We start from the raw sequence: 20619 nt of genomic DNA, 5'->3' as shown, positions 1-20619 counted from the left end.
AAAAGGGGGGAATATGTTTGAGGGGTCTATTGTAGCAATTGTTACACCAATAAAGAATGGAGAGGTGGACTATAAGGCGTTTGAGGGGTTAATAGATTTCCAGTTAGCAAATAACACCTCTGGTATTGTGGTCTGTGGATGTACAGGAGAACCTGCTACTCTTACAATGGAAGAACATAAAGAACTTATCAAATATACTGTGGATATTGTTAATAAGAGATGTCCGGTGATTGCAGGTACAGGGTCAAACAACACGAGAGAGGCAATTGAACTTACAGAAGAAGCGGAAAAGGCAGGTGCAGATGGTGCGCTGATAATCACTCCCTATTATAACAAACCGATGCCTGCTGGTTTATATCAGCATTATAAAAAGATAGCAGAAAGTGTTTCTATTCCAATTATTATATACAATGTTCCTTCAAGAACAGGTATTTCAATTCTACCTGAAACAGTAGCAGAACTTTCACAGGTAAAAAATATTGTAGGTATTAAAGAGGCAAGTGGTAGTTTAGACCAGGTAAGCAAAATTATCTCTCTATGTCCGGATGACTTTATTGTCCTTTCTGGAGATGATTCCTTAACGCTTCCTATTATGGCAGTGGGTGGCAAAGGGGTAATATCTGTTGCTGCCAATATAGTTCCATTACAGGTATCAGAGATGGTAACAGCATCATTAAAGGGGGACTGGGCTAAAGCACAGAAAATCCATATAGAACTTTTACCCATATTTAAGGTTCTTTTTATTGAGACAAACCCTATACCAGTAAAAGCAGCATTAGGCCTGATGGGTATGATAACTCCTGAATGGCGGCTACCTCTTACTCCTCCATCAAAAGAAAGTTTAGAAAAGATAAAAAATACTTTAGTAAAGGCAAAGGTACTTAAATGATATTCAAAAGGAAAAGGTACGTAAGTATTGAGCCAAAGGAAAAGGTAGAGATAAAGAAAGACCTGTGGTTCAAGTGCGAGAAGTGTGGTAAATTGCTTTATAAGAAGAAATGGGAAGAGAATCTGAAGGTCTGTCCACACTGTGATACCTATGGAAGATTATCTGCCTATGAAAGGATTACATTACTCACAGACAACAACTCATTTAAAGAAATGTGGCAGGATATGATATCAGAAGACCCGTTAAATTTTACAGGGGTGAAGGGGTATAAAGACAAATTAAAAGAAGAGATGGTAAAGACAGGGCTTAAAGAAGCAATAGTTACAGGAGAGTGTAAGATAGGTGGAGTTCCTTCTGTAATAGCAGTGATTGATGCAAACTTCATTATGGGCAGTATGGGGTCTGTGGTGGGTGAAAAGTTTACCCGTGCTGCTGAATACTCCTTAGAGAAAAAATATCCATTTGTTTGTGTTTCAGGAGGAGGTGGTGGTGCGAGGATGTATGAGGGAGTAATTTCTCTTATGCAGATGGCAAAGACATCTGCTGTCTGCGGACAACTTAAAAAGGCAGGACTTCTGTATATTTCTGTCCTTACAGACCCTACAATGGGTGGTATTGCAGCAAGTTTTGCTTTCCTCGGTGATATTATTATAGCAGAACCAGGGGCACTGATTGGTTTTGCAGGTCCCCGCGTGATAGAGCAGACCATAAGGCAGAAACTTCCACCAGGATTTCAAAGAACAGAATTTCTTTTTCAACACGGTATGATAGATATTATATCAAAGAGAGCAGAACTGAAAGAAAATATCAGTAAAATTCTCCGTATCCTTTACACATGAAGACCCTGCCTGAAATAGAATTCTTAAATACCCTCACTGACTTTGGGATAAAGTTAGGACTGGATAAAACCAGATACCTCCTTAAAAAATTTGGAAGTCCTCATAAGATATACCCTTCTATACTTATCGCAGGAACCAATGGGAAGGGTTCTGTAGCAAGGACACTTGCCAATATACTTACAACCGCTGGGTATAAAACAGGGCTTTATACGAGTCCGCATTTAGTATATCTGGGAGAGAGAATAAAGATAGATGGAATAGATATAAAAGAAGAGGAACTGTTAGAAAAAATCAGGCAACTACAGAGAATACTTACAGACCAGCCATATCATTTGTACCCGACATACTTTGAAGCACTTACATCTCTTGCTTTTTCCTACTTTGCTGATAAGAAGATAGATATTCTGGTATGTGAGGTAGGTATGGGCGGGAGGTTTGATGCAACCAATGTCCTTCCTTCTTTTTTAGAGATAATTACAAGGATAGGGCTTGACCATATGCAGTATTTAGGAAATACATATGAGGAGATTGCAAATGAGAAGGCAGGGATTATAAAAGAAGCCACATATGTGGTATCTGCAAGGCAGAAAAGACCTGCTGAGGAAGTTATTGTAAGAAAGGCGAGAGAGAAAAATACAAAATTGTACTATGAAGGAAAAGATTTTTATGCCAGAAGGGTTTTGGTTTCTACTGAGCACCAGATATTTAACTTCTATGGAGAGAGGGTGTATAAAGGAATAAAGACACCTTTACAGGGAAGGCATCAGATAAGCAATATGGCAGTTGTAGTACAGTCAGCGATAATACTGAAAAAAATGGGGTTTAACATACCTGATGAAGCAATATATAAAGGAATAGAAACAACCTTCTGGCCCTGCAGATTCCAGATTGTAAGAAAAGACCCTTATATTATTATAGATGGTGCACATAATCCTGACGGGATAAAATCGCTCCTTAATACGCTTTCAGACCTCTTCCCTCATAAAAAATTTTCTTTTTTAATAGGTATTTTAAAAGACAAGGACTGGCAGAAGATGTTAGCAAGGATTACAAAAAGTAAAAATATAGAGAACATTGTGTTTACAAGACCTGATAATGAAAGGGCTATAGAGCCCCATATACTTGCCAGGTTTATTTTAAAAAAGAATACAGGGATTAAGATAGATATTATAGAAGTTCCCCGAGAAGCAGTAAAATATATTACAAAAAGTAAAGGGAACTGGTGTATATGTGGTTCTCTTTACTTATGCGGGGATATTATAGGGGATATTATAAAAGAGAAAAGATAGATAAGATACTTTACGAAGTGTTTGGAAGTTGCAAGAATTTTAAAAGTTATTTGACGGAAAAGAAGGTAAGAGATTATAATTTTAATAATGGGGATACTGATAAAAAATGGATACCTGATAGACCCTTCCACAAAAAGGGAGGGGGTTTTTGATATCCTGATAGAAAAGGATAAGGTATCCCGTATTGCAAAAAGGATTGATACAAAGAGGGTAGAGGTAATAGATGCAAAAGGAATGCAGGTGTTCCCAGGCCTTATAGATATCCATTGCCACTTAAGGGAGCCAGGCGGAGAAGATAAGGAGACCATATATACAGGAAGTTTGTCTGCTGTGTCAGGTGGATTTACCACAATATGCTGTATGCCCAATACCAGTCCTTCTCTGGACAATAAGGTTGCTATAAGGTTTGTTATAGACAGGGCAAGAGAATCTCTCTGCGATGTCTTACCGATAGGAGCCATTACCAAAGGTAGGGAAGGCAAGGAACTTGCACCTTATGGTGAGATGGTAGAGGAAGGAGCGGTTGCCTTTTCAGATGATGGGGACTGTGTAATGGACTCTCTCGTTATGCGACGTGCACTTGAATATACAAAACTTTATAGAAAGCCCATTATATCCCATTCAGAAGATAAGAACCTTTCAAGGAACGGTGTGATGAATGAAGGAGTTATTTCTACAAAAATGGGATTAAGAGGTATACCAGCAGAAGCAGAGACAATAATGATAAATAGAGATATTTCTCTCGCAAAAATGACAGGTGGATATCTCCATCTTGCACATCTTTCTGTATCTGATTCAGTGGAGATGGTAAGAGAAGCCAAAAGGCATATGGATAACCTTACTTCAGAAGTAGCAATCCACCACCTGTTTTTAACAGAAGAGGATGTAAAGGGATATAATACAAATATGAAGGTAAACCCGCCTCTGAGGACTACAAAAGATATATCCGCACTGATTAAAGGACTGAAAGACGGAACAATTGATTGTATAGTTACAGACCATGCGCCACATACAGAAGAAGAAAAAGGGACTGGTTTTGAAAATGCTCCCTTCGGTATGATTGGTTTTGAAACAGCGCTGTCTCTTTCAATGGAACTTCAGGATAAAGGAGTGTCCTTAATGAAGATAATCTCTTTGTTTACTACAGGTCCTGCGAGGATTTTAGGTGTTGATAAGGGATGCCTTTCTGAAAGTAAATATGCAGATATTGTAATTTTTGACCCTGAAGAAGAATGGATATACAGGAAAGAGGATATAAAGTCAAAAAGCAAAAACTCACCTTTTATAGGAAGAAAAATGAAAGGAAGAGTTATAAAAACGATATATAAAGGCAGGGTAGTGTTTTCCAGAGAGAGATAACAATGGTAATAGAAAAAGTTAAAGAGATAAAGGAAGCAGAAGATAAGGCAGAAGAGATTTTAAAAGAAGCAGAGAGAAAGGCACTGACTATCAGAAATTCATTATCTGCGCAATTGGAAAGGTTAAGGCAGGAAAAGGAAAAATTTTTAGAAGCAGAGATAAAGAAATATAGAAGTATCTCTGAATCAGCGACCACAAAGAAAATTGCTGAGTTAGAAGAAGAATACAGAAGAAAGAGAGAAGAGAAAAGCAGACAATATCAGAAGAATATAATTTTTGTTGCTGACTCTATATGGAGTGAGATAAAAAAGGATATTATGCTGTGACAACGCGATCCCTGCCTAATTCTTTTGCTTTATAAAGTGCAGTATCCGCTTTCTTCACCAATTCTTCTCCTGTCTCTGCATCTTCCGGGTAAGAGGCAATTCCCATACTTATTGTAAGGTCTCCATTTGGTTGACGCTCTTCATTTTTAAATCGGAAGTCCTTTATCTTCTTCCTTATGTATTCACAGAGCCCCACAGCATTTTCTTTTTTTGTATCAGGAAGAACGAGTATAAACTCCTCACCCCCATACCGTGCTACAATATCTGAACCTTTAATGGATAGTTTAATGAGTTCTGCTATCTTTTTCAATGCATAATCTCCAGCAGGATGTCCATTGAGGTCGTTATAGTATTTGAAATAGTCAATATCAATCATACAGACAGAAAGAATCTTCTTTTTATCTCGCGCTTCACTAAATATTGTTTCAAAAATGTTTTCAAAGTATCTTCTGTTATAAAGACTTGTAAGGACATCTGTGATGGCAAGAAGTTTTGTCTTTTCAAAAAGTTCAGCGTTTTCAACAAGCAGGGATGTAGGGGCAGATACCATCCTGAGCAGTTCAAGGTCTTGCAGTGTAAAAGCCCTGTTTTCAAAAGAAAAGACCCCTATCATTCCTGTAATCTTTCTTTTATGATGGAATGAAGAAATGATGAAAGAAGTTATGCCCTGTTTTGTAAGGTTTTGATATTCAGGAAAAGAAGATGTATTGTTGACAAGCAGAGGCCTCGGTTTAAGCACTACACCACCTAACATTTCGTCAGGTATTGATATGTCTCTTCCAAGAACACATTTTTTGAATGCCTCTCCCATAAGTTGCAGGGCAACGGTTTCTCTTTGAAAAATGTTCTTTACTGATTCAGCGATTTTTTCCAGAGTGTCATCAAGAGATATCTCCTCTCCAAATGTCTCTATTATATCTGTAAGAGTTGTTAGAAGTACAGATTCGTTTTTCATATCCATAACATGTAAATTTAACTTTTCATTTTCTCGCCTTAGTAGATGGATTTGGTTATTGGTCTGCATGGAGTATAACAATTCAACAACAATAAACACAGAGATTAATACTGTAAGAGAAACAAAATAAAAAAGGGGAGAAAAGAGTTTATCTAAGAATAGTAAAACATTCAGGATGAAGATATAAAGAACAACCGTCAGAAATATACAATTTCTTATCAAGACCATTAAACTACACCTGTGAGGCCTCCTTTATTTTTTGTACAAGATCAGAGAACACAGATGGATTATGAAATGCTATATCAGCGAGAGATTTTCTATTAAGATTTATATCGGCTTTTTTAAGTCCTGCAATAAATCTGCTGTAAGATATACCATTGTTTTTACAGGCAGCAGAAATCCTTGCAATCCAAAGCGCCCTGAAGTTTCTTTTTTTGGTACGTCTATCTCTATAGGCATATGTAAGTCCTTTTTCTGAAAATTCTCTCGCTCTTCTGTAAAGTTTAGAACGTCCCTGTCTGTAACCTTTGGCTCTTTTAAGGACTTTCTTTCTTCTCTGTCTTGATGCAGGTGCGTTTGTTGCTCGTGGCATGGTCTTTCTCCTTATCTATATGGTAATAACCTTTTAACTGTCTTTATATCCCCTCTGTTTGTTAATTCAGAATGTCTCTTTAGCCGTCTTTTCCTCTTAGAACTTTTTTTGGAGAGCAGATGACTTCCCCCTGCCCCATAATGCATTACCTTGCCTGTCCCTGTAATTTTGAACCTTTTTGCTACTGACTTTTTGGTTTTTAGTTTTGGCATTTTACATCCCCTTTTAAAATCGGTATAAGTGTCACACTTAATCTTGGTCCTTCTAATTTAGGAGGTCTCTCTACCTTTCCTGTAGCAGATAGTTCCTTTGTCAACCGTTCTAATAGTTGATAGCCCCTTTCTTTATGCATTATTTCTCTACCTTTATAAAATATAGTTACCTTTACCCTGTGACCTTCTTTTAAAAACTCCTCTACATGTTGCTTTTTAAACTTATAGTCATGCTCACTGGTTTCAGGTGTAAACCGTATCTCTTTTGTCTGTATAATTCTCTGTCGTTTCTTTATTTCTTTTTCTTTTTTCTTTTGTTCATAAAGGAACTTATTTAAGTCCATTATCCTGCATACCGGAGGTGATGCAGTGGGTACAATTTCAACAAGGTCCAATTCTCTTTCTCTCGCTTTCTGGAGAGCGGTTTTTCTATCAACAATCCCTAACTGCTGCCCATCACTGTCTATCAGACGAACCTGAGGTGCATGTATTTGAAAGTTAAACCGGAACTTTTTTCTGTTATCTTGTTCCCTTCTTACATTCTGATGTATAATACATCCTCCTTTCTTTACTATATTATACAAAAAATTTTTTTGCCTGTCTACAAATCAACTTCTTTCAAATTCTTAATAACTTCATCCAGGGCAAATGTTCCCAGCATCCCTTTCCCATGTTTTCTCAATGCTAATGTTTCTTCTTTCTCTTCCTTATCACCGATGATAGCCATATAAGGAACCTTTTCTTCTTCTGCATCCCGAATCTTTTTATTTATCTTCTCATTTCTTCTATCAATCTGTGTTCTGAAATGTGATTGTAAGGCAGTAACTACCCTTTCTGCAAAAGGTATATGCCTCTCACTTATAGGCAGAACTCTTATCTGTTCTGGTGCCAGCCAGAATGGAAAACTTCCTTTATAGTGTTCAATCAAGACACCAAAGAACCTTTCAATGGAACCCAGTATCGCACGGTGTATAAGTATAGGTGTTTTGAAAGAACCGTCTTTATCCGTATATTTCAATTCAAATCTTTCAGGAATATTAAAGTCCACCTGTATGGTTGAACACTGCCACTCTCTATTAAGGCAGTCCTTGATTTTTATATCAATTTTAGGTCCATAGAAAACACCCTCTCCCGGGTCTATCTCATAAAGCATACCTTTTTTCTTCAGAGCATTTTCAAGAGCAACAGTCGCTTTTTCCCATCCCTCAGGGGTACCCACATATTTTTCAGGTTTTGTTGAAAGAAAAATTCTGTATTCTGTAAAACCAAACTTTCCTAAAAAGAAGGATACAAGTTCCAGAACTTTTATTACCTCTTCCTCCAGTTGCTCTTCTGTGCAGAAGATATGGGCATCGTCCTGTGTAAAGCCCCTTACCCTTAAAAGCCCGTGCAGTACTCCCTGTTTCTCGTATCTGTAGACCGTTCCTAACTCAGCCCATCTTAAAGGGAAATCACGATAACTTCTCAGTTTTGTATTGTATATAATGATGTGGAACGGACAGTTCATCGGTTTTAGTTGGAATATCCTGTTATCCATATCCATAGGTGCAAACATATATTCTCTGTAAAAACCGGTATGTCCTGAACGTTCCCACAGTGAGATGTCTGCAATATGAGGGGTATATACAATATCATATCCGTTTTTAAGATGTACATCCTTCCAGAAGTCCTCAATAATTTTTCTTATCAGAGCACCCTTAGGATGCCAGAATATAAGCCCGGAACCATAGTCAGGATGTAAACTGAAAAGGTCAAGTTTTGGACCTAATATTCTGTGGTCTCTTTCCTTTGCCTCTTCTATCAATTTGAGATACTGAATGAGTTCTTCTTCTGTTGGAAAGGATATCCCATATATCCTCTGCATGCTTTCCCTTTTTTCATCACCCCGCCAGTAAGATGCAGAAGTAGTTAAAATTTTAAAGTGCTTGATCTCTCCTGTTGATGAGACATGAGGTCCTTCGCACAGGTCTATAAAACTACCCTGTTTATAAAATGTAACTGGGTCTTCTGGTATCCCTTCAAGAATCTCTAATTTGAATGGCTCATCCTTAAGAATTTTTTTTGCCTCTTCCTTGCTTAAAGAGACCTTTTCCATAGGTAAGTTCTGTTTTATAATCTCTTCCATTTTTTTGCTTATCTTTTCTATATCAGCAGGTGTAAATGGCTCTTCTCTGTAAAAGTCATAATAAAAACCATTTTCTATAGCAGGACCTGTCCCTAATTTTACATCATGGAAGAGTTGTTTGACAGCGTGTGCGAGGATATGGGAAGAAGTATGCCAGTATCTTTTTTGTTGTTCTCTATCCATAATAGTTATCTATACTGTATTGTAATTCCTCTGCTGCAGATTGTAAGCGGGGCCGACGGGATTCGAACCCGCGACCTCCAGATCGACAGTCTGGCATTCTAGACCGCTGAACTACGGCCCCTTCTTTCTGTATACAACGTTTATAATAAACGAATAATTATATCTTTATTTGCCTTCAGTGTCAAAAGTCGTATAGGGTTTCACAACCTGTTTATTTCTATCAAGATAGATAAAGTGATTGTCATAAAACCATACCTGTACATCTGCTGTTTCAAGGGAGTACTTACCATAAGGGTTTATAGATTTATTTTCAATGGATGATGAGAGTGTAGTGGTCTCTTTCTGCTGTTGTATTACTTCCCTGTGTACACAGCAACCAGAAAGGATGAAACATACCAGAAAGATAACAAATAAGATATATCTCATATAAAACCTCCTTTATTATATAGTAATTAAGAAAATTTATAATGTCAAAACACCTTACTGATGGGGTTTAAAATCATTTTCTTCTCCCTTACATCCCCTCTCTCTTGCGGGGAGAGGTGCTGTTAAGTTTCCCCTCCCTCAGAGGGGAGGGGATTAAGGGGAGGGAGAAACCTTTTCTATACTCTCCACCCCCACCTGCTTCCTCCCCCCTCGTATGGGTAGGATTTCTCTTATTCCTTTTCCCTTGATGATAGGTATCTTTACATTTTTTTATTAATGTATATCTCAATTCTACAAGTAGTTCTAAATTTATACCTGCCTGATGTAAAGACATATAAAATTATTGACCGGTAGTTTTTTTCACATTAGAATAATACATATGATACGGCTTATAAAAAACATTGTTTTTCTATGTTTCATTTTTTTTGTAGGTTATATATTCGGGATAAAAGAGGTACGTTTTGTTGAGATAATATCCTCTTCAATGGAGCCCACCCTGCACCCCGGGGATAGAGTAATTGTTGTAAAAAAAGATGTTTTGAGAAGATATGACATAGTAATAATAGAAGCGCCCAAAGGGGAACAAGAGATACTTACAAAGAGGATTGTAGGTCTTCCTTCTGAAACAATAGAGGTTAAGGAAGGGTATGTGTATATTAACGGTAAAAAACTTAAGGAGCCATATATAAAAGAAAAACCAGAATATGAACTTTTAAAAGAAAAGATACCGGAAGACAAATATTTTTTACTTGGAGACAACAGAAATGAAAGTGAGGATAGCAGTGTATGGGGTCCTGTGGATAGCACATTTATTAAAGGCAGGGTTGTTTGCAAATACTGGCCTTTGAAAGAAATAACTCTCCTTATAAAGCCATTTTCCTTAAAATGAGAAAAAGCGGACTTTCATTCTAATAAGCCCGCTTTTCTCTTTATTTTTACTTAACAGCTTTCTTTAATTCACTACCTGCTTTGAAGACAGGAACTTTCTTTGCAGGAATCTTTATCTCCTTCCCTGTTCTCGGGTTCCTGCCTGTTCTTGCTTTCCTCTTGGCAACCTTAAATGTTCCAAATCCTACCAGTGTTACAACATCACCTTTCTTCAGGGATGCTTTAATACCATCCAGTACAGCATCCACTGCTGCAGCCGCTTCTTTTTTAGAACAAACAACCTTTGCTACTGCATCAACCAGTTGTGCTTTGTTCATATTTTTCACCTCCTCTCATTAAATTTTTTTATATAATACAAGGGATACATAAACTTGTCAAGTGGAATTTTACATATAGCAAGGGTTTTCGTGTTTTGTGTCGTTGAAATATCTTATTTTGCAAGGGTTCCTCTTCCTTTCTATTTTTTATTTTGCCATTTCCACTTCTCTTTTTTCTCTTATAACAGTTACCTTTACCTGTCCTATATATTGCATTGTAGATTCAATTTTTTTAGCAATGTCTCTCGCAAGTTCCTTTGCTTTCTCATCGGATACTTTATCTGGTTTTACGATTACCCGTATCTCTCTTCCTGCTGATATTGCAAAGGCAGTATCAACACCTTCAAAGGAAGATGCAATTTTTTCCAGGTCGTCAATCCTCCTTATATATTTTTCCAGAGAATCTCTTCTTGCACCCGGTCTGGTTGCAGATATAGCATCGGATATCTGGGCAAGAAGTGTATAAGGGTTATTTACTTCTACATCTTTATGGTGACTGGCAGCAGCGTCTACGATGACATCGCTTTCTCCATATTTTTTAAGAAGTTCTGCCCCTATCTCAGGATGCCCCCCTTCCACTTCCTGGTCAACAGCCTTTCCTATATCATGGAATAAAGATGCTCGTTTTGCTGTCTTTACATCAAGTCCCATCTCTGCTGCAATCATCCCTGCAAGAAAAGCACTCTCCTTTGCATGCTGTAAGGCATTCTGTCCATAACTGGTTCTGTATTTCAGTCGTCCGAGAAGTTTTATAATTTCCGGATGGACATTTTCAATCCCTACCTCAAATATGGTTGCCTTCCCATCCTCTACTATCTCTTCATCCACTTTCTTTTTCACCTTTTCAACCACCTCTTCAATCCTGCCAGGATGGATTCTTCCATCTGATATGAGTCGTTCAAGTGTCTGCCTCGCTATCTCTCTTCTGTAGGCATTGAAGGAGGAAAGGGTAACTGCTTCAGGGGTATCATCCACTATTAGGTCTACCCCGGTCGCCATCTCAAACGCACGGATATTTCTACCTTCTCTTCCGATAATACGTCCTTTTATCTCATCATTTGGTAAACTTACAACAGAGACAACACTTTCAGATGCTTCTTCTGGTGCAAGGCGCTGCATAGATGTGAGGATAATCTCTCTCGCCCTTTCTTCTGCTGTGTTTCTCGCTTCTTCTTCAAGTTTCCTTATCAGGTTCTGTACATCTTTTTTTGCATCCTCTTCCATAACCTTCAGAAGTTGATTCTTTGCTTCTTCAGGAGACATACCGGATATACGGGCAAGGTTATTTCTCACGTCCTCAATTAGAGAGTTCAATTCTTCTTCTCTGTTTTTAAGAACTGTTATCTTCTCTTCTAATTCCCTCTCTTTCAGAGAGATGTCCGCCTCTTTTTTATCAAGAATTTCAAGTTTTCTTTCAAGGTTTATCTCCCTCTGCTGTAACCGTTTCTCCTGGAATTGAAGTTCTTTTCGTTTGTTCCGTGTCTCTCTTTCAAATTCTGTTTTGAGGCGGTAGATAAGTTCTTTTGCTTCAATATCAATCTCACGTTTCTTATTTAATGCAATATTTTCTGCTTCCTGAATTATCTCTCTTGCCCTTCTCTCCGCTGCCTTTAAGGTTCTCTCTGCAACAAATTTCCTCCACAGATAGCCAATCAACAGAGATATACCTCCCCACAGAATAAACCATGGGAGAACCAATTTTACTATATTAATCTCTTTAATGGTAATCACCTCCCTCCTAAAATGATAGAGACAAGAGGTCTCTATCCATACAGAGAGGGGATTATCCGGCAGGACATTCTGTAAGGTGAGAAAGATACTTTAACAAAGTATTATTATGTTTTGATGTCTTTATTTCTGTATTGAGATATATCTTCATTGTTTTATTTCTCTTTTTATATCCTTACAAGTTTTACTGAATGAATAGCCGGAAACCCCTCTATCTTTTTTAATACCTCTATATCTATCCCCTGGTCAAGATTTAAGACAGTTATCGCTCTGCCTCCTTTTTTATCCCTTCCCAGGGTCATAGAGGCGATATTAACACCCTCTTTTCCTAAAATTGTTCCTATATGTCCCATTATACCTGGCTTGTCTTCATTATAACATACGAGAAGGTAGCCCTCAGGAGATGCATCAACAGAGAAGCCATCAATTTTTACAATTCTTTCCTCACCCTTTTTTATAATTGTTCCAGATGCGGATACCTCGCAACTATTTTTAACAGAGACCGTTATAAGATTTGTAAACTCTCCACCACTTGTTTCCCTGTCTTCAATAAGTTCTATACCTTTCTCTTTAAGTATAAGAGAAGCATTGACAGGGTTTACTTTCTCTTCATCCTGCAAAAGCCCTATGATGATATTTGCCCGCAGGAGAGAAAGGTCATAGTTTATTATATCTCCGGAATATGTTATATGAACCTGTTTTATATTATTCCCTGCCATCTGTTTTAAGAAGATGCCGAGTTTCTGTCCGAGGGAAAGATACCCTTTGAGTTTCTCCATAGATGCCCTGTCCAGAGAAGGTAGATTTACAGCATTACGTACCTCTTGAGTTGTGAAAGCCATTACTATCTGAGATGCAAGTTGCTGTGCAACATTTACCTGTGCTTCCTTTGTAGATGCACCGAGGTGAGGAGTTACTATAACCTGGTCTAATTTTAAAAGTGGATTGTCAGGGTCAGGTGGTTCCTTTTCAAATACATCTATCGCAGCCCCTTTAACCTTACCTTTCTGAATATATCTGGCTAATGCTTCCTCATCAATAATACCACCTCTTGAACAGTTTATAATACATACGCCATCCTTCATCATCTCAAACTCTTTTTCTCCAATAAGATGATATGTTGAATCATTAAGTGGAATGTGGAGTGTAATAAAGTCCGACTGTTTAAGAAGGCCTGGTAGATTTACTATAGTTATACCTGTTTCCTCCACAACGTCCTTTTCAACATAAGGGTCATATCCTATTATCTTCATTCCTAAACTACTGGCTATCCGTGCCACACATCTTCCAATTCTTCCAAGTCCTATAATCCCTAATGTTTTATTGTAGAGTTCAGCGCCCATAAACTTTTTCTTTTCCCACTGCCCGCTTTTAAGCGACTGGTTTGCAGCAGGGATATTCCTTACAAGGGCAAGCATCATTCCTATGGTATGTTCGGCAACTGATAGGGTATTGCCTTCAGGAGCATTCATTACAATAATGCCTGCGTGTGTTGCTGCTTCTATATCAATGTTGTCCAGCCCCACTCCTGCACGTCCTATAATTTTAAGATTTTTCCCCTTCTGTATTACCTGATGGGGTATCTTTGTAGCACTTCTCACAATCACAGCATCAAATTCCTCTATAATCTCACATAGTTGTTCAGGGGAAAGTTTCCCTGTTTCCTTAACATCAAAACCGGCATTTTTTAATATATCAACCCCTTCCTTCTCAAAGGAATCAGTAATAAGTATCTTTACCTTTTTCTCCATTGTTCCGCCTTTTTAATGATGCTGAAACAATTGTAAGATAATTTTATTTATAAGTCAAATTAAGTCCTCATTTCTAATCATTTTCCTTACACACCAATCCCCTCTTTATTTTTGTCTGTCAAAAGAAAAGAGGGTATAATAAAAAAGAAAAATCCTCATTAGCACTTTCCCCCCTTAGGGGAACTAATAATAAAGGGAATAAGAATAGATGAAAGAAAGCCGGATTGAATATGTAAGAAAAAGAGATGGTCGGCTTGTTCCTTTCAATAAACAGAAGATAGCAGATGCAATTTTTAAGGCAGCACAGAGCGTTGGTGGACAGGATAGATACCTTGCCGAAGACCTCGCCGAGGTTGTACAACTATATCTTGAAAAAGAATATAAAGGAGATACCCCTTCTGTTGAAGAGATACAGGATATTGTGGAAAGGATATTGATAAAGACAGGGCATGCAAGGACAGCCAAAGCATACATTCTTTATCGCCAGAAAAGGGCAAGGGCAAGACAGATAAGAGAGGGATTACGTCCTTTATCACTTGCAGAAAAAGAGGTTCTTGAAAGGGAGTTAGACCTGTCTGTAAGGAGAAGTGATGATAGGATAGGAATATGGAACAGGTCCACCATTGTTGATGTACTTGTAAGAGAAACAGGAATTTCAAGAAATATAGCAGAACTCATAGTAGCAGAGGTTGAAGAGGATGTTATTGCATCAAAGGTAAAGGTTCTGACTTCTTCAATGATAAGAGAACTGGTTAATGCAAAACTTATCCTTTATGGATTTGAAGAAGAACGGCAGAAACATTCAAGGATAGGACTTCCTCTTTATGACATCTCCTCTATCTTTAAGAGTTTTGAGGGACATCCAGATGCTCTTTCATCTTTTTTAGGCAGGAGAATAAAGAGGGAATTTGCAATGAATGCTATAATACCTCAGGTACTCGTGGAAAGATACCTGAAAGGAGAAATTTCCATTGCAAATATAGAAGGAATAGATAAAATTTTAACGGCATATATACCTGTACAGAATGTTGAAGAGATAGAGAATTATTATAAAAGTATTTCTCCTCTGATAGAAGGTAATGTTGTTTTCTTCCTTCCCGATAATATAACAACCTTTAGTTGTAATGGACAGCAGTTTCTTTTAGAATTTCCTTACAGGGTGATAAAAGAAAAACAGATTGATAGAAAAGGTTCTGTTATAAGAATAGAAGATAAAGATACCTTTGAGTTATTGATGAGAGAAGCAGACAGTACCCCTCCAGTTGGTATTTATAAAGGGCTACAGGGTCCTCTGTTTGTACTGAACCATATCTCTCTTAACCTCCCTGTTATTACTGCATATGCTGAACAGGAAGGAGTTCCTCTGAAAGAAAGGGTGTTAGCGATATTGGATAAACTGGTTGATATGACTTTCTCTCAGAGAGAATTGATAGAAAATATCCCGTATATTAAAGACACTCTTCTATCTTTTACAGGATATAATACCACTATGGAAGTGGAATGTGAAGGGTGGCAGGAAATAAGCGAGTGTGATATTGTTTCAGAAGTCCTTTCCCATTCCCTGTCTTTTTTCACAAACAGTCCATCAGAAGGACTTAAAAGATATTTTGAAGAAGGGATAATTGCGAGGGTTTTTAATGGTTAAGATGGCTCTTTTCGGATATTCTGGTAGTGGAAAAACAACCCTTTTCCGTCATCTGACGGGAAAGACAGAGGAGATATACGACCCGTTTAAGCCCTGTGTGGGTGTGGGAATATATAAAGATAGCAATATAGACGGACTTACAGAAATACATAAAGCCAGAAAAATGGTATATCCAGAATTTGAGATATTTGATTTCAAAGGATTCCCTTCAGGACATGGTTTTCCTGAAAACTACTTTGCTCATTTCTTTGAAATGGATATTATTGTATGCGTTGTGAATAATTTTGGAGAAGATTCATACCCTGAAAGAGATGCGTCCTCACTCCTTATGGAACTCATCCTTTATGATACAGAGAAGATACAGTCCATATTAAAAAAGAAAGAGGAAGGGACTGCTGCTATAACTCAGCAACAGGTAGATGTATTGAAGAAAGGACTGAAAACTCTGGAAAAAGAACGTCTATTGATAGAGTTGTCAGATGCAGAAAAAAAGTTGATATACGGGATACAACTGCTTACTACAAGGCAGGTCTTTTTATATATCAACGGAGACAGAAATCAGTTCAAACCACCGTCTAACAGTCCATATCTTATACAGAAGGAATTTGATAGCATCTCCTTTTATAAATCCATAATGAGTATAATGGGACTTATAACATTTTACACAGTAAAGGGAGATATTATACAGGGATGGGTTATACCATCTCATTATACTGCAAAGCAGGCAGCAGGCAGGATTCACAAGGATATAGAAAAAGGGTTTATTAAGGCAGCGGTTATATCTGTACATAACCTGCTTGATATTGGCTCCTGGCAGGCGGCTAAGAATACAGGAGCATTGAAGTTTTTAGGTCCTAACTCACTTCTTTCTGATGGAGATGTTGTTGAGTTTTATTTTCACTGATTATTACTTTATAATTATCCCTGCATATCCCACTACCTGAGAAGAATCTCCGCTCGTCTCTGCACTTGTTGTATATCTTACTAATTCTGCTTCTTTTGCTCCTAAATTTTTTGCAGCGATGATAGTCGTTATTACAGGACCATATCCACACATAGAAATATTTTTTTCCATTAACCGGTCCATAAGAAGGATTTCATCAAGAGATAAAATTGCTTCTATTGCATAATTGTCTTTTTCTTCCGCTATGGACTGCGCTTCATAATGTGTCATATCTGTACTTGCCACGATAAGGGTTTTTTCTTTTAAACCGTTTTCTATCAATACCTCTGCTATACTCTCTCCTATCTCATACCATGCAGGGTCATCCATATAGCCAGAAACCGTTACAGGGACAATTTTTACATCTTTCTTAAGAAACTGAAGGAATGGAACCTGAACCTCAATAGAATGTTCCTTTAAATGTGCAATAGTATCCTTCTCAAGATACTGACTTTTCTCCACAAGTGCATCTGCCAGTTCTGTATCTACATCAACACTTCCGAGAGGGGTATGCCACAGATTATGTCCATCCACAGCATATGGTTCTCCATAACCGGTATGGTTAGGTCCTATAATAATGACTGAATCAGGAATTACCACCCTGCTGAAGACCTTTCCAGCGGTTCTGCCTGAATACACATAACCAGCATGCGGAGCAATTATCGCTGTTGTATTTACCTGTTCAGCGGAGTTATCTATAAAACCTTCTAACATCCTTAATAGTATATCTTTCTCCGAAGGATAAAAATATCCTGCTACTACAGGTCTTCTAACTTTTTCCATAGGAAGTCCTCATATATATTATAAATCTTGCCAGAGGATTAACAAAATTTTTCATGAAGGACACGGTTTATTTTCTTGTTATCCATATAAAGAAGATATCAACCAAGACAACAACTTCTTCTATTTCTTTTTCAGGATGTAGTTTTTTAACCGCAAGTCATAAAGGGCAAGTTCTATCTTCTCAAATGTTCCGCGGATAAATAAAAAAAGAACTACAAGAGAAACAGTTAGAGATAATCCAATTTTAATAATATACCTCATCCACTTTTATCTTCTCATTTCCACCAGAACCAGAATATCTTTTTACCTTTTGTTGGTTTTCTTGGTACTTTCCTTTTATCTTTCTCAACCTCAACAACTTCTTCGGATGCAGGAGATGTTGAAGAGGGTGTTTCTTCTAATGTATTAACTATTTTCAGGGTTGATGATTCAAATTCCTCACCAGCGGATATTTTTTGCCCTGTTGATTCCTGACTTCTGTCCTGAGCAATAACCACGCCCTCAGTTACTCTTATACGAGATTTAAATGTATTACTGCTGATGATGTTTGACACATTGAACTTAGTCCCTTCAACCCCTGCAATTACAGCAGGTGTAATTACTTCAAACCTTGAGTTCCCCTGATGGTTAACTGTATAACTTCCCTCTTCCCCTTCAGGTGTATATATAATATGATAGAGTTTATCTTCATTATCCAGGAATGAAGCGAGCAGTCCTATCTTTCCTGAGTTAATATCCACTATGGTCCCATCAACAAACTGAAGAGCCCCACCACTGTAGAACTCTCCATATTTAGCAGGCATTCCACTCCAGCTGACATCACAGGTTTTCCCTATAGCAACTGCATAGGAAAGGTATGCACAAACGGTTTTGTTTCCTCTGTTATGCCGTGGACAGACAAGGAAAACCTTTTGTGCGTCTTCCTCTGCAAAAAACCTTCCTATATAAAACTTATCATAACTATTGGAAGCAGAACTTCTATCTGCCGGACATTTAAATATCTTCTCGTTTTTGATATATAGAGGATACAGGTTGGCAAGATTCCTCGGACTCTCTTTGTTGTCTGCCTGAAAGTTCTCAATCGCCTGAGCAATCATTTTCATATTGTTGATACACCCCATTGTCTGGGAAAACTCTCTGGAATTTAAAGCAAGTCCTACAAAGAGTGTAATTATTGTAATTGCAATGAAGCAAAAGATTACAATCTCTATTAAACTGAAACCGCCTTTTATCTTCATTGTCCTCTCCTTTCTCTCTCTTCTGAGAGGGAGAGATATATAAGTTTGTTTTCTAACTCTTTTAGTGCAAGGTTTAAACTCATATCCTTTACCTCTGTATTCTTCCATCTTTCAATAACAGTGAGAGCACTTTTACCTATCTCGTCATATTTGCTTGCAAGTTTTTCTATATCTTCCAGCATTGTTTTGAGCGCATCTCCTTTCCTGAGTGAAAATCTTGGGTTTTTACCCTCATAAAGGTCTTTCAGAATCTCTTTGATACGATAAGCAGGTCCTGCAACCTTGTGAGTAATAATAAGCATTCCTAATGTGGTAAGTAAGGCAAGAAGAATAACAAGGAAGAAGTTTGTAAAGATAAATTTTCTCAAAGACGAAGCATATAATTGCTCTACTCCTTCTATCTGTAAGATTTTATCACCTATATCTGACCATATACTATAAAATGTGACTATGCTTACAATCGCACAGGCAATTGCGAGAGAAATCAGTGTATAAATAACTATCTTTAACTGTATCTCTCTGTCAACCCATAATCTTAACCTGCCCTTTATCTTCATCTTATTATATGTATCTTATATCACATACCGGTTTTATGTCAAGATAAAATTCTCCCCATAATAGGGGGTGGAGAGAATAGGAAGGTCTCACCCTCACCCTGTCCCTCTCCCCTCTAAGGGAGAGGGAAGAAAAAATTCTTCCCCGCTGAAAAGAAGAGTAAGGGTGAGGGAAGAATTTAAGAAAAGTGAGGGGAGACGAAAAGGGAAGGAGGAAAAATTGCACTTGACAAAAATAAAAATATATGATATAAAGAAGATGTAAAAGGCGGAAAGTGTGGATACTTTCCACCGTGATAAATAAAGAAAGGAGGTGAGAAAGTATGAAGAAGAGAGGATTTACATTGATTGAGTTGCTGGTGGTCATCGCGATTATCGCGATTCTGGCAGCACTACTTCTGCCAGCACTGGCGAGGGCAAGAGAACAGGCAAGGAGAGGTGTATGTATCTCCAACTTAAAGCAGATAGGTCTTGCACTCCATATGTATGCACAGGACTTTGGTGATGTCTTCCCGGCCTATGTGGGTGGTACTGATTCGTTTGCTGTAACTGACTATCTGGGTAATACTTCCTATATATCCCCTACCAATTCCTTCAACCTGCTCACAGGGCTTGTGGATGGTTCAGGAAACCCGAGGGTAAACCAGTATATTACAGCAGCAAAGGTATTCCTGTGCCCGAGTTCCACTGACTCACTTGCTGCGACAGCAGGGCTTCTTAATTCTAGTTCCTGCTCCTATGCCTATGCAGTAGGACTTAACCAGCAGACAGCAAGTGACACCGTCATCGTGGTTGATAAGAAGACAGATAGTTATGTTGCTGGAGCAAACGCACTCCGTATGAACTCAGCAGACAACCACGGAACAGAAGGTGTTAATGCCCTGTATGTCAGGGGCAATGCAAGATGGTTAAGGGCATCAGCTGGGGCTACAGCAGGAACATTCTTCCTGGCTTATGAGGACATACCCAACGTAAATAACCAGAATGCACCTCGTGCTATGGGTCCTGCAAGTAGTACGCCATATTAACAAAGCGTTGGGTAAATAATTTGAAAAGGAGGTGAAAGAGAGATGAAGAGACAAAAAACAGGGTTTACCCTGATAGAACTTCTGGTAGTCATCGCCATTATAGCAATCCTTGCGGCGATGTTGCTACCGGCATTAGCGAGGGCGAGGGAACAGGCGCGTAGAGGTGTCTGTATCTCAAACCTGAAGCAGATAGGGCTGGCACTGAAGATGTATGCACAGGACTATGATGAGAGCTACCCTGTCTTCAACCAGAACAGAATAGTCATAGATGAGTTCAAACTCCTGCTGGGTATACCTGGCTCATCAATCACTGGATACCTTGAAGACAGAAAGACATTCAGGTGCCCGTCTGACAGGATGTATGGTAGGAACAATTCAACAGGAGGAACTCAGTTCCCTGGTGGCAATGAACTTGTTAATAACTGCTCCTATGCATATGCAAAGGACCTGAATGAACAGACCGCAGATGACACAGTGGTTGTGGCAGACAGGATAGCTAATGATCCTAATCTTGGTAGTTCAGGTATTTCTTATCCTTGGGGACAGAGT

General features: G+C 38.2%; 23 protein-coding genes and 1 tRNA gene. 10 read left to right on the top strand and 14 right to left on the bottom strand.

The features are described from left to right. The first annotated feature begins 13 nt into the window (after nucleotides 1–13). The 5 genes from dapA to N3D17_06430 all read left to right on the top strand — a co-directional run bounded on the left by dapA (nucleotide 14) and on the right by N3D17_06430 (nucleotide 4702). Nucleotides 14–889: a 4-hydroxy-tetrahydrodipicolinate synthase gene (gene dapA, locus N3D17_06450; protein ID MCX8083014.1), complete on the top strand. Its 876-nt coding sequence runs from the start codon at nucleotides 14–16 to the stop codon at nucleotides 887–889. Next, entirely contained in the window at nucleotides 886–1728 is an 843-nt protein-coding gene (accD, locus tag N3D17_06445) for an acetyl-CoA carboxylase, carboxyltransferase subunit beta (GenBank protein ID MCX8083013.1), read from the top strand. The genes dapA and accD overlap by 4 nt, the downstream gene beginning before the upstream one ends. After that, nucleotides 1725–3017, top strand: coding sequence for a bifunctional folylpolyglutamate synthase/dihydrofolate synthase (locus N3D17_06440; protein MCX8083012.1), 1293 nt, complete (start codon nucleotides 1725–1727; stop codon nucleotides 3015–3017). Before accD ends, N3D17_06440 begins: the two co-directional genes overlap by 4 nt. Nucleotides 3018–3104: 87 nt before the next feature. Continuing rightward, nucleotides 3105–4376 carry a dihydroorotase gene (locus N3D17_06435; protein MCX8083011.1) on the top strand — a complete coding sequence of 424 codons (1272 nt, stop codon included), beginning with the start codon at nucleotides 3105–3107 and terminating at the stop codon, nucleotides 4374–4376. A gap of 2 nt (nucleotides 4377–4378) precedes the next feature. After that, nucleotides 4379–4702, top strand: coding sequence for a hypothetical protein (locus N3D17_06430; GenBank protein MCX8083010.1), 324 nt, complete (start codon nucleotides 4379–4381; stop codon nucleotides 4700–4702). Here the strand turns inward: N3D17_06430 and N3D17_06425 are convergent. From N3D17_06425 to N3D17_06395, 7 genes are all read right to left on the bottom strand, one after another. After that, a complete protein-coding gene (locus N3D17_06425; protein MCX8083009.1) occupies nucleotides 4692–5885 on the bottom strand; it encodes a sensor domain-containing diguanylate cyclase in 1194 nt (397 codons plus the stop codon). The two genes, N3D17_06430 and N3D17_06425, sit on opposite strands and share 11 nt — an antisense overlap. Before the next feature lie 4 nt (nucleotides 5886–5889). After that, a complete protein-coding gene (gene rplT / locus N3D17_06420) occupies nucleotides 5890–6249 on the bottom strand; it encodes a 50S ribosomal protein L20 (GenBank protein MCX8083008.1) in 360 nt (119 codons plus the stop codon). Nucleotides 6250–6260: 11 nt separating this feature from the next. After that, complete coding sequence (gene rpmI, locus N3D17_06415; protein MCX8083007.1) at nucleotides 6261–6461, bottom strand: 50S ribosomal protein L35; 201 nt, start codon at nucleotides 6459–6461, stop codon at nucleotides 6261–6263. After that, nucleotides 6449–7045, bottom strand: a complete 597-nt coding sequence (infC, locus tag N3D17_06410) for a translation initiation factor IF-3 (protein ID MCX8083006.1) — start codon at nucleotides 7043–7045, stop codon at nucleotides 6449–6451. The genes rpmI and infC overlap by 13 nt, the downstream gene beginning before the upstream one ends. Before the next feature lie 17 nt (nucleotides 7046–7062). Next, on the bottom strand, nucleotides 7063–8769 hold the full coding sequence (gene thrS, locus N3D17_06405) for a threonine--tRNA ligase (GenBank protein MCX8083005.1): 1707 nt from the start codon (nucleotides 8767–8769) through the stop codon (nucleotides 7063–7065). A gap of 47 nt (nucleotides 8770–8816) precedes the next feature. Then, nucleotides 8817–8890, bottom strand: a tRNA-Asp gene (locus N3D17_06400). Between the two features lie 44 nt (nucleotides 8891–8934). Further along, nucleotides 8935–9195: a hypothetical protein gene (locus N3D17_06395; GenBank protein MCX8083004.1), complete on the bottom strand. Its 261-nt coding sequence runs from the start codon at nucleotides 9193–9195 to the stop codon at nucleotides 8935–8937. A 379-nt stretch (nucleotides 9196–9574) separates the two neighbouring features. Here N3D17_06395 and lepB point away from each other — a divergent pair, with 379 nt between their 5' ends. After that, nucleotides 9575–10084, top strand: a complete 510-nt coding sequence (gene lepB, locus N3D17_06390) for a signal peptidase I (protein MCX8083003.1) — start codon at nucleotides 9575–9577, stop codon at nucleotides 10082–10084. A 46-nt stretch (nucleotides 10085–10130) separates the two neighbouring features. Here lepB and N3D17_06385 read toward each other — a convergent pair whose 3' ends face one another. The 3 genes from N3D17_06385 to serA all read right to left on the bottom strand — a co-directional run bounded on the left by N3D17_06385 (nucleotide 10131) and on the right by serA (nucleotide 13879). Then, on the bottom strand, nucleotides 10131–10400 hold the full coding sequence (locus N3D17_06385; protein MCX8083002.1) for an HU family DNA-binding protein: 270 nt from the start codon (nucleotides 10398–10400) through the stop codon (nucleotides 10131–10133). Nucleotides 10401–10547: 147 nt separating this feature from the next. Then, the gene (gene rny / locus N3D17_06380) at nucleotides 10548–12107 is read right to left on the bottom strand and encodes a ribonuclease Y (GenBank protein ID MCX8083001.1); all 1560 of its coding nucleotides are present in this window, start codon (nucleotides 12105–12107) and stop codon (nucleotides 10548–10550) included. 188 nt (nucleotides 12108–12295) lie between these two features. Then, nucleotides 12296–13879: a phosphoglycerate dehydrogenase gene (serA, locus tag N3D17_06375; protein MCX8083000.1), complete on the bottom strand. Its 1584-nt coding sequence runs from the start codon at nucleotides 13877–13879 to the stop codon at nucleotides 12296–12298. A 208-nt stretch (nucleotides 13880–14087) separates the two neighbouring features. On the opposite strand from serA, the gene N3D17_06370 reads away from it, so the two are divergent. Further along, entirely contained in the window at nucleotides 14088–15524 is a 1437-nt protein-coding gene (locus N3D17_06370) for an ATP cone domain-containing protein (GenBank protein MCX8082999.1), read from the top strand. Continuing rightward, on the top strand, nucleotides 15517–16428 hold the full coding sequence (locus N3D17_06365; protein ID MCX8082998.1) for a DUF933 domain-containing protein: 912 nt from the start codon (nucleotides 15517–15519) through the stop codon (nucleotides 16426–16428). The genes N3D17_06370 and N3D17_06365 overlap by 8 nt, the downstream gene beginning before the upstream one ends. Before the next feature lie 3 nt (nucleotides 16429–16431). On the opposite strand, the gene amrB is transcribed toward N3D17_06365, so the two are convergent. From amrB to N3D17_06345, 4 genes are all read right to left on the bottom strand, one after another. Further along, a complete protein-coding gene (amrB, locus tag N3D17_06360; protein MCX8082997.1) occupies nucleotides 16432–17250 on the bottom strand; it encodes an AmmeMemoRadiSam system protein B in 819 nt (272 codons plus the stop codon). A gap of 120 nt (nucleotides 17251–17370) precedes the next feature. Continuing rightward, nucleotides 17371–17511, bottom strand: a complete 141-nt coding sequence (locus tag N3D17_06355; protein MCX8082996.1) for a hypothetical protein — start codon at nucleotides 17509–17511, stop codon at nucleotides 17371–17373. A gap of 14 nt (nucleotides 17512–17525) precedes the next feature. After that, nucleotides 17526–18488 carry a FecR domain-containing protein gene (locus N3D17_06350; GenBank protein MCX8082995.1) on the bottom strand — a complete coding sequence of 321 codons (963 nt, stop codon included), beginning with the start codon at nucleotides 18486–18488 and terminating at the stop codon, nucleotides 17526–17528. Further along, nucleotides 18485–19045, bottom strand: a complete 561-nt coding sequence (locus N3D17_06345) for a hypothetical protein (protein MCX8082994.1) — start codon at nucleotides 19043–19045, stop codon at nucleotides 18485–18487. Before N3D17_06345 ends, N3D17_06350 begins: the two co-directional genes overlap by 4 nt. Before the next feature lie 320 nt (nucleotides 19046–19365). Between N3D17_06345 and N3D17_06340 the strand changes: the two genes are divergently transcribed. Beyond that, nucleotides 19366–20070 (top strand): DUF1559 domain-containing protein, encoded by a 705-nt coding sequence (locus tag N3D17_06340; GenBank protein MCX8082993.1) that lies wholly within the window; start codon nucleotides 19366–19368, stop codon nucleotides 20068–20070. Between the two features lie 42 nt (nucleotides 20071–20112). Further along, nucleotides 20113–20619, top strand: a 507-nt coding sequence (locus N3D17_06335) for a DUF1559 domain-containing protein (GenBank protein ID MCX8082992.1), incomplete at its 3' end; no start/stop codon positions are given.

The organism is bacterium, assembly GCA_026414725.1.
Classification (GTDB): domain Bacteria; phylum Ratteibacteria; class UBA8468; order B48-G9; family JAFGKM01; genus JAAYXZ01.
The sequence above is the reverse complement of the archived record's forward strand: the minus strand, read 5'-3'. Positions and strand labels throughout refer to the sequence as shown.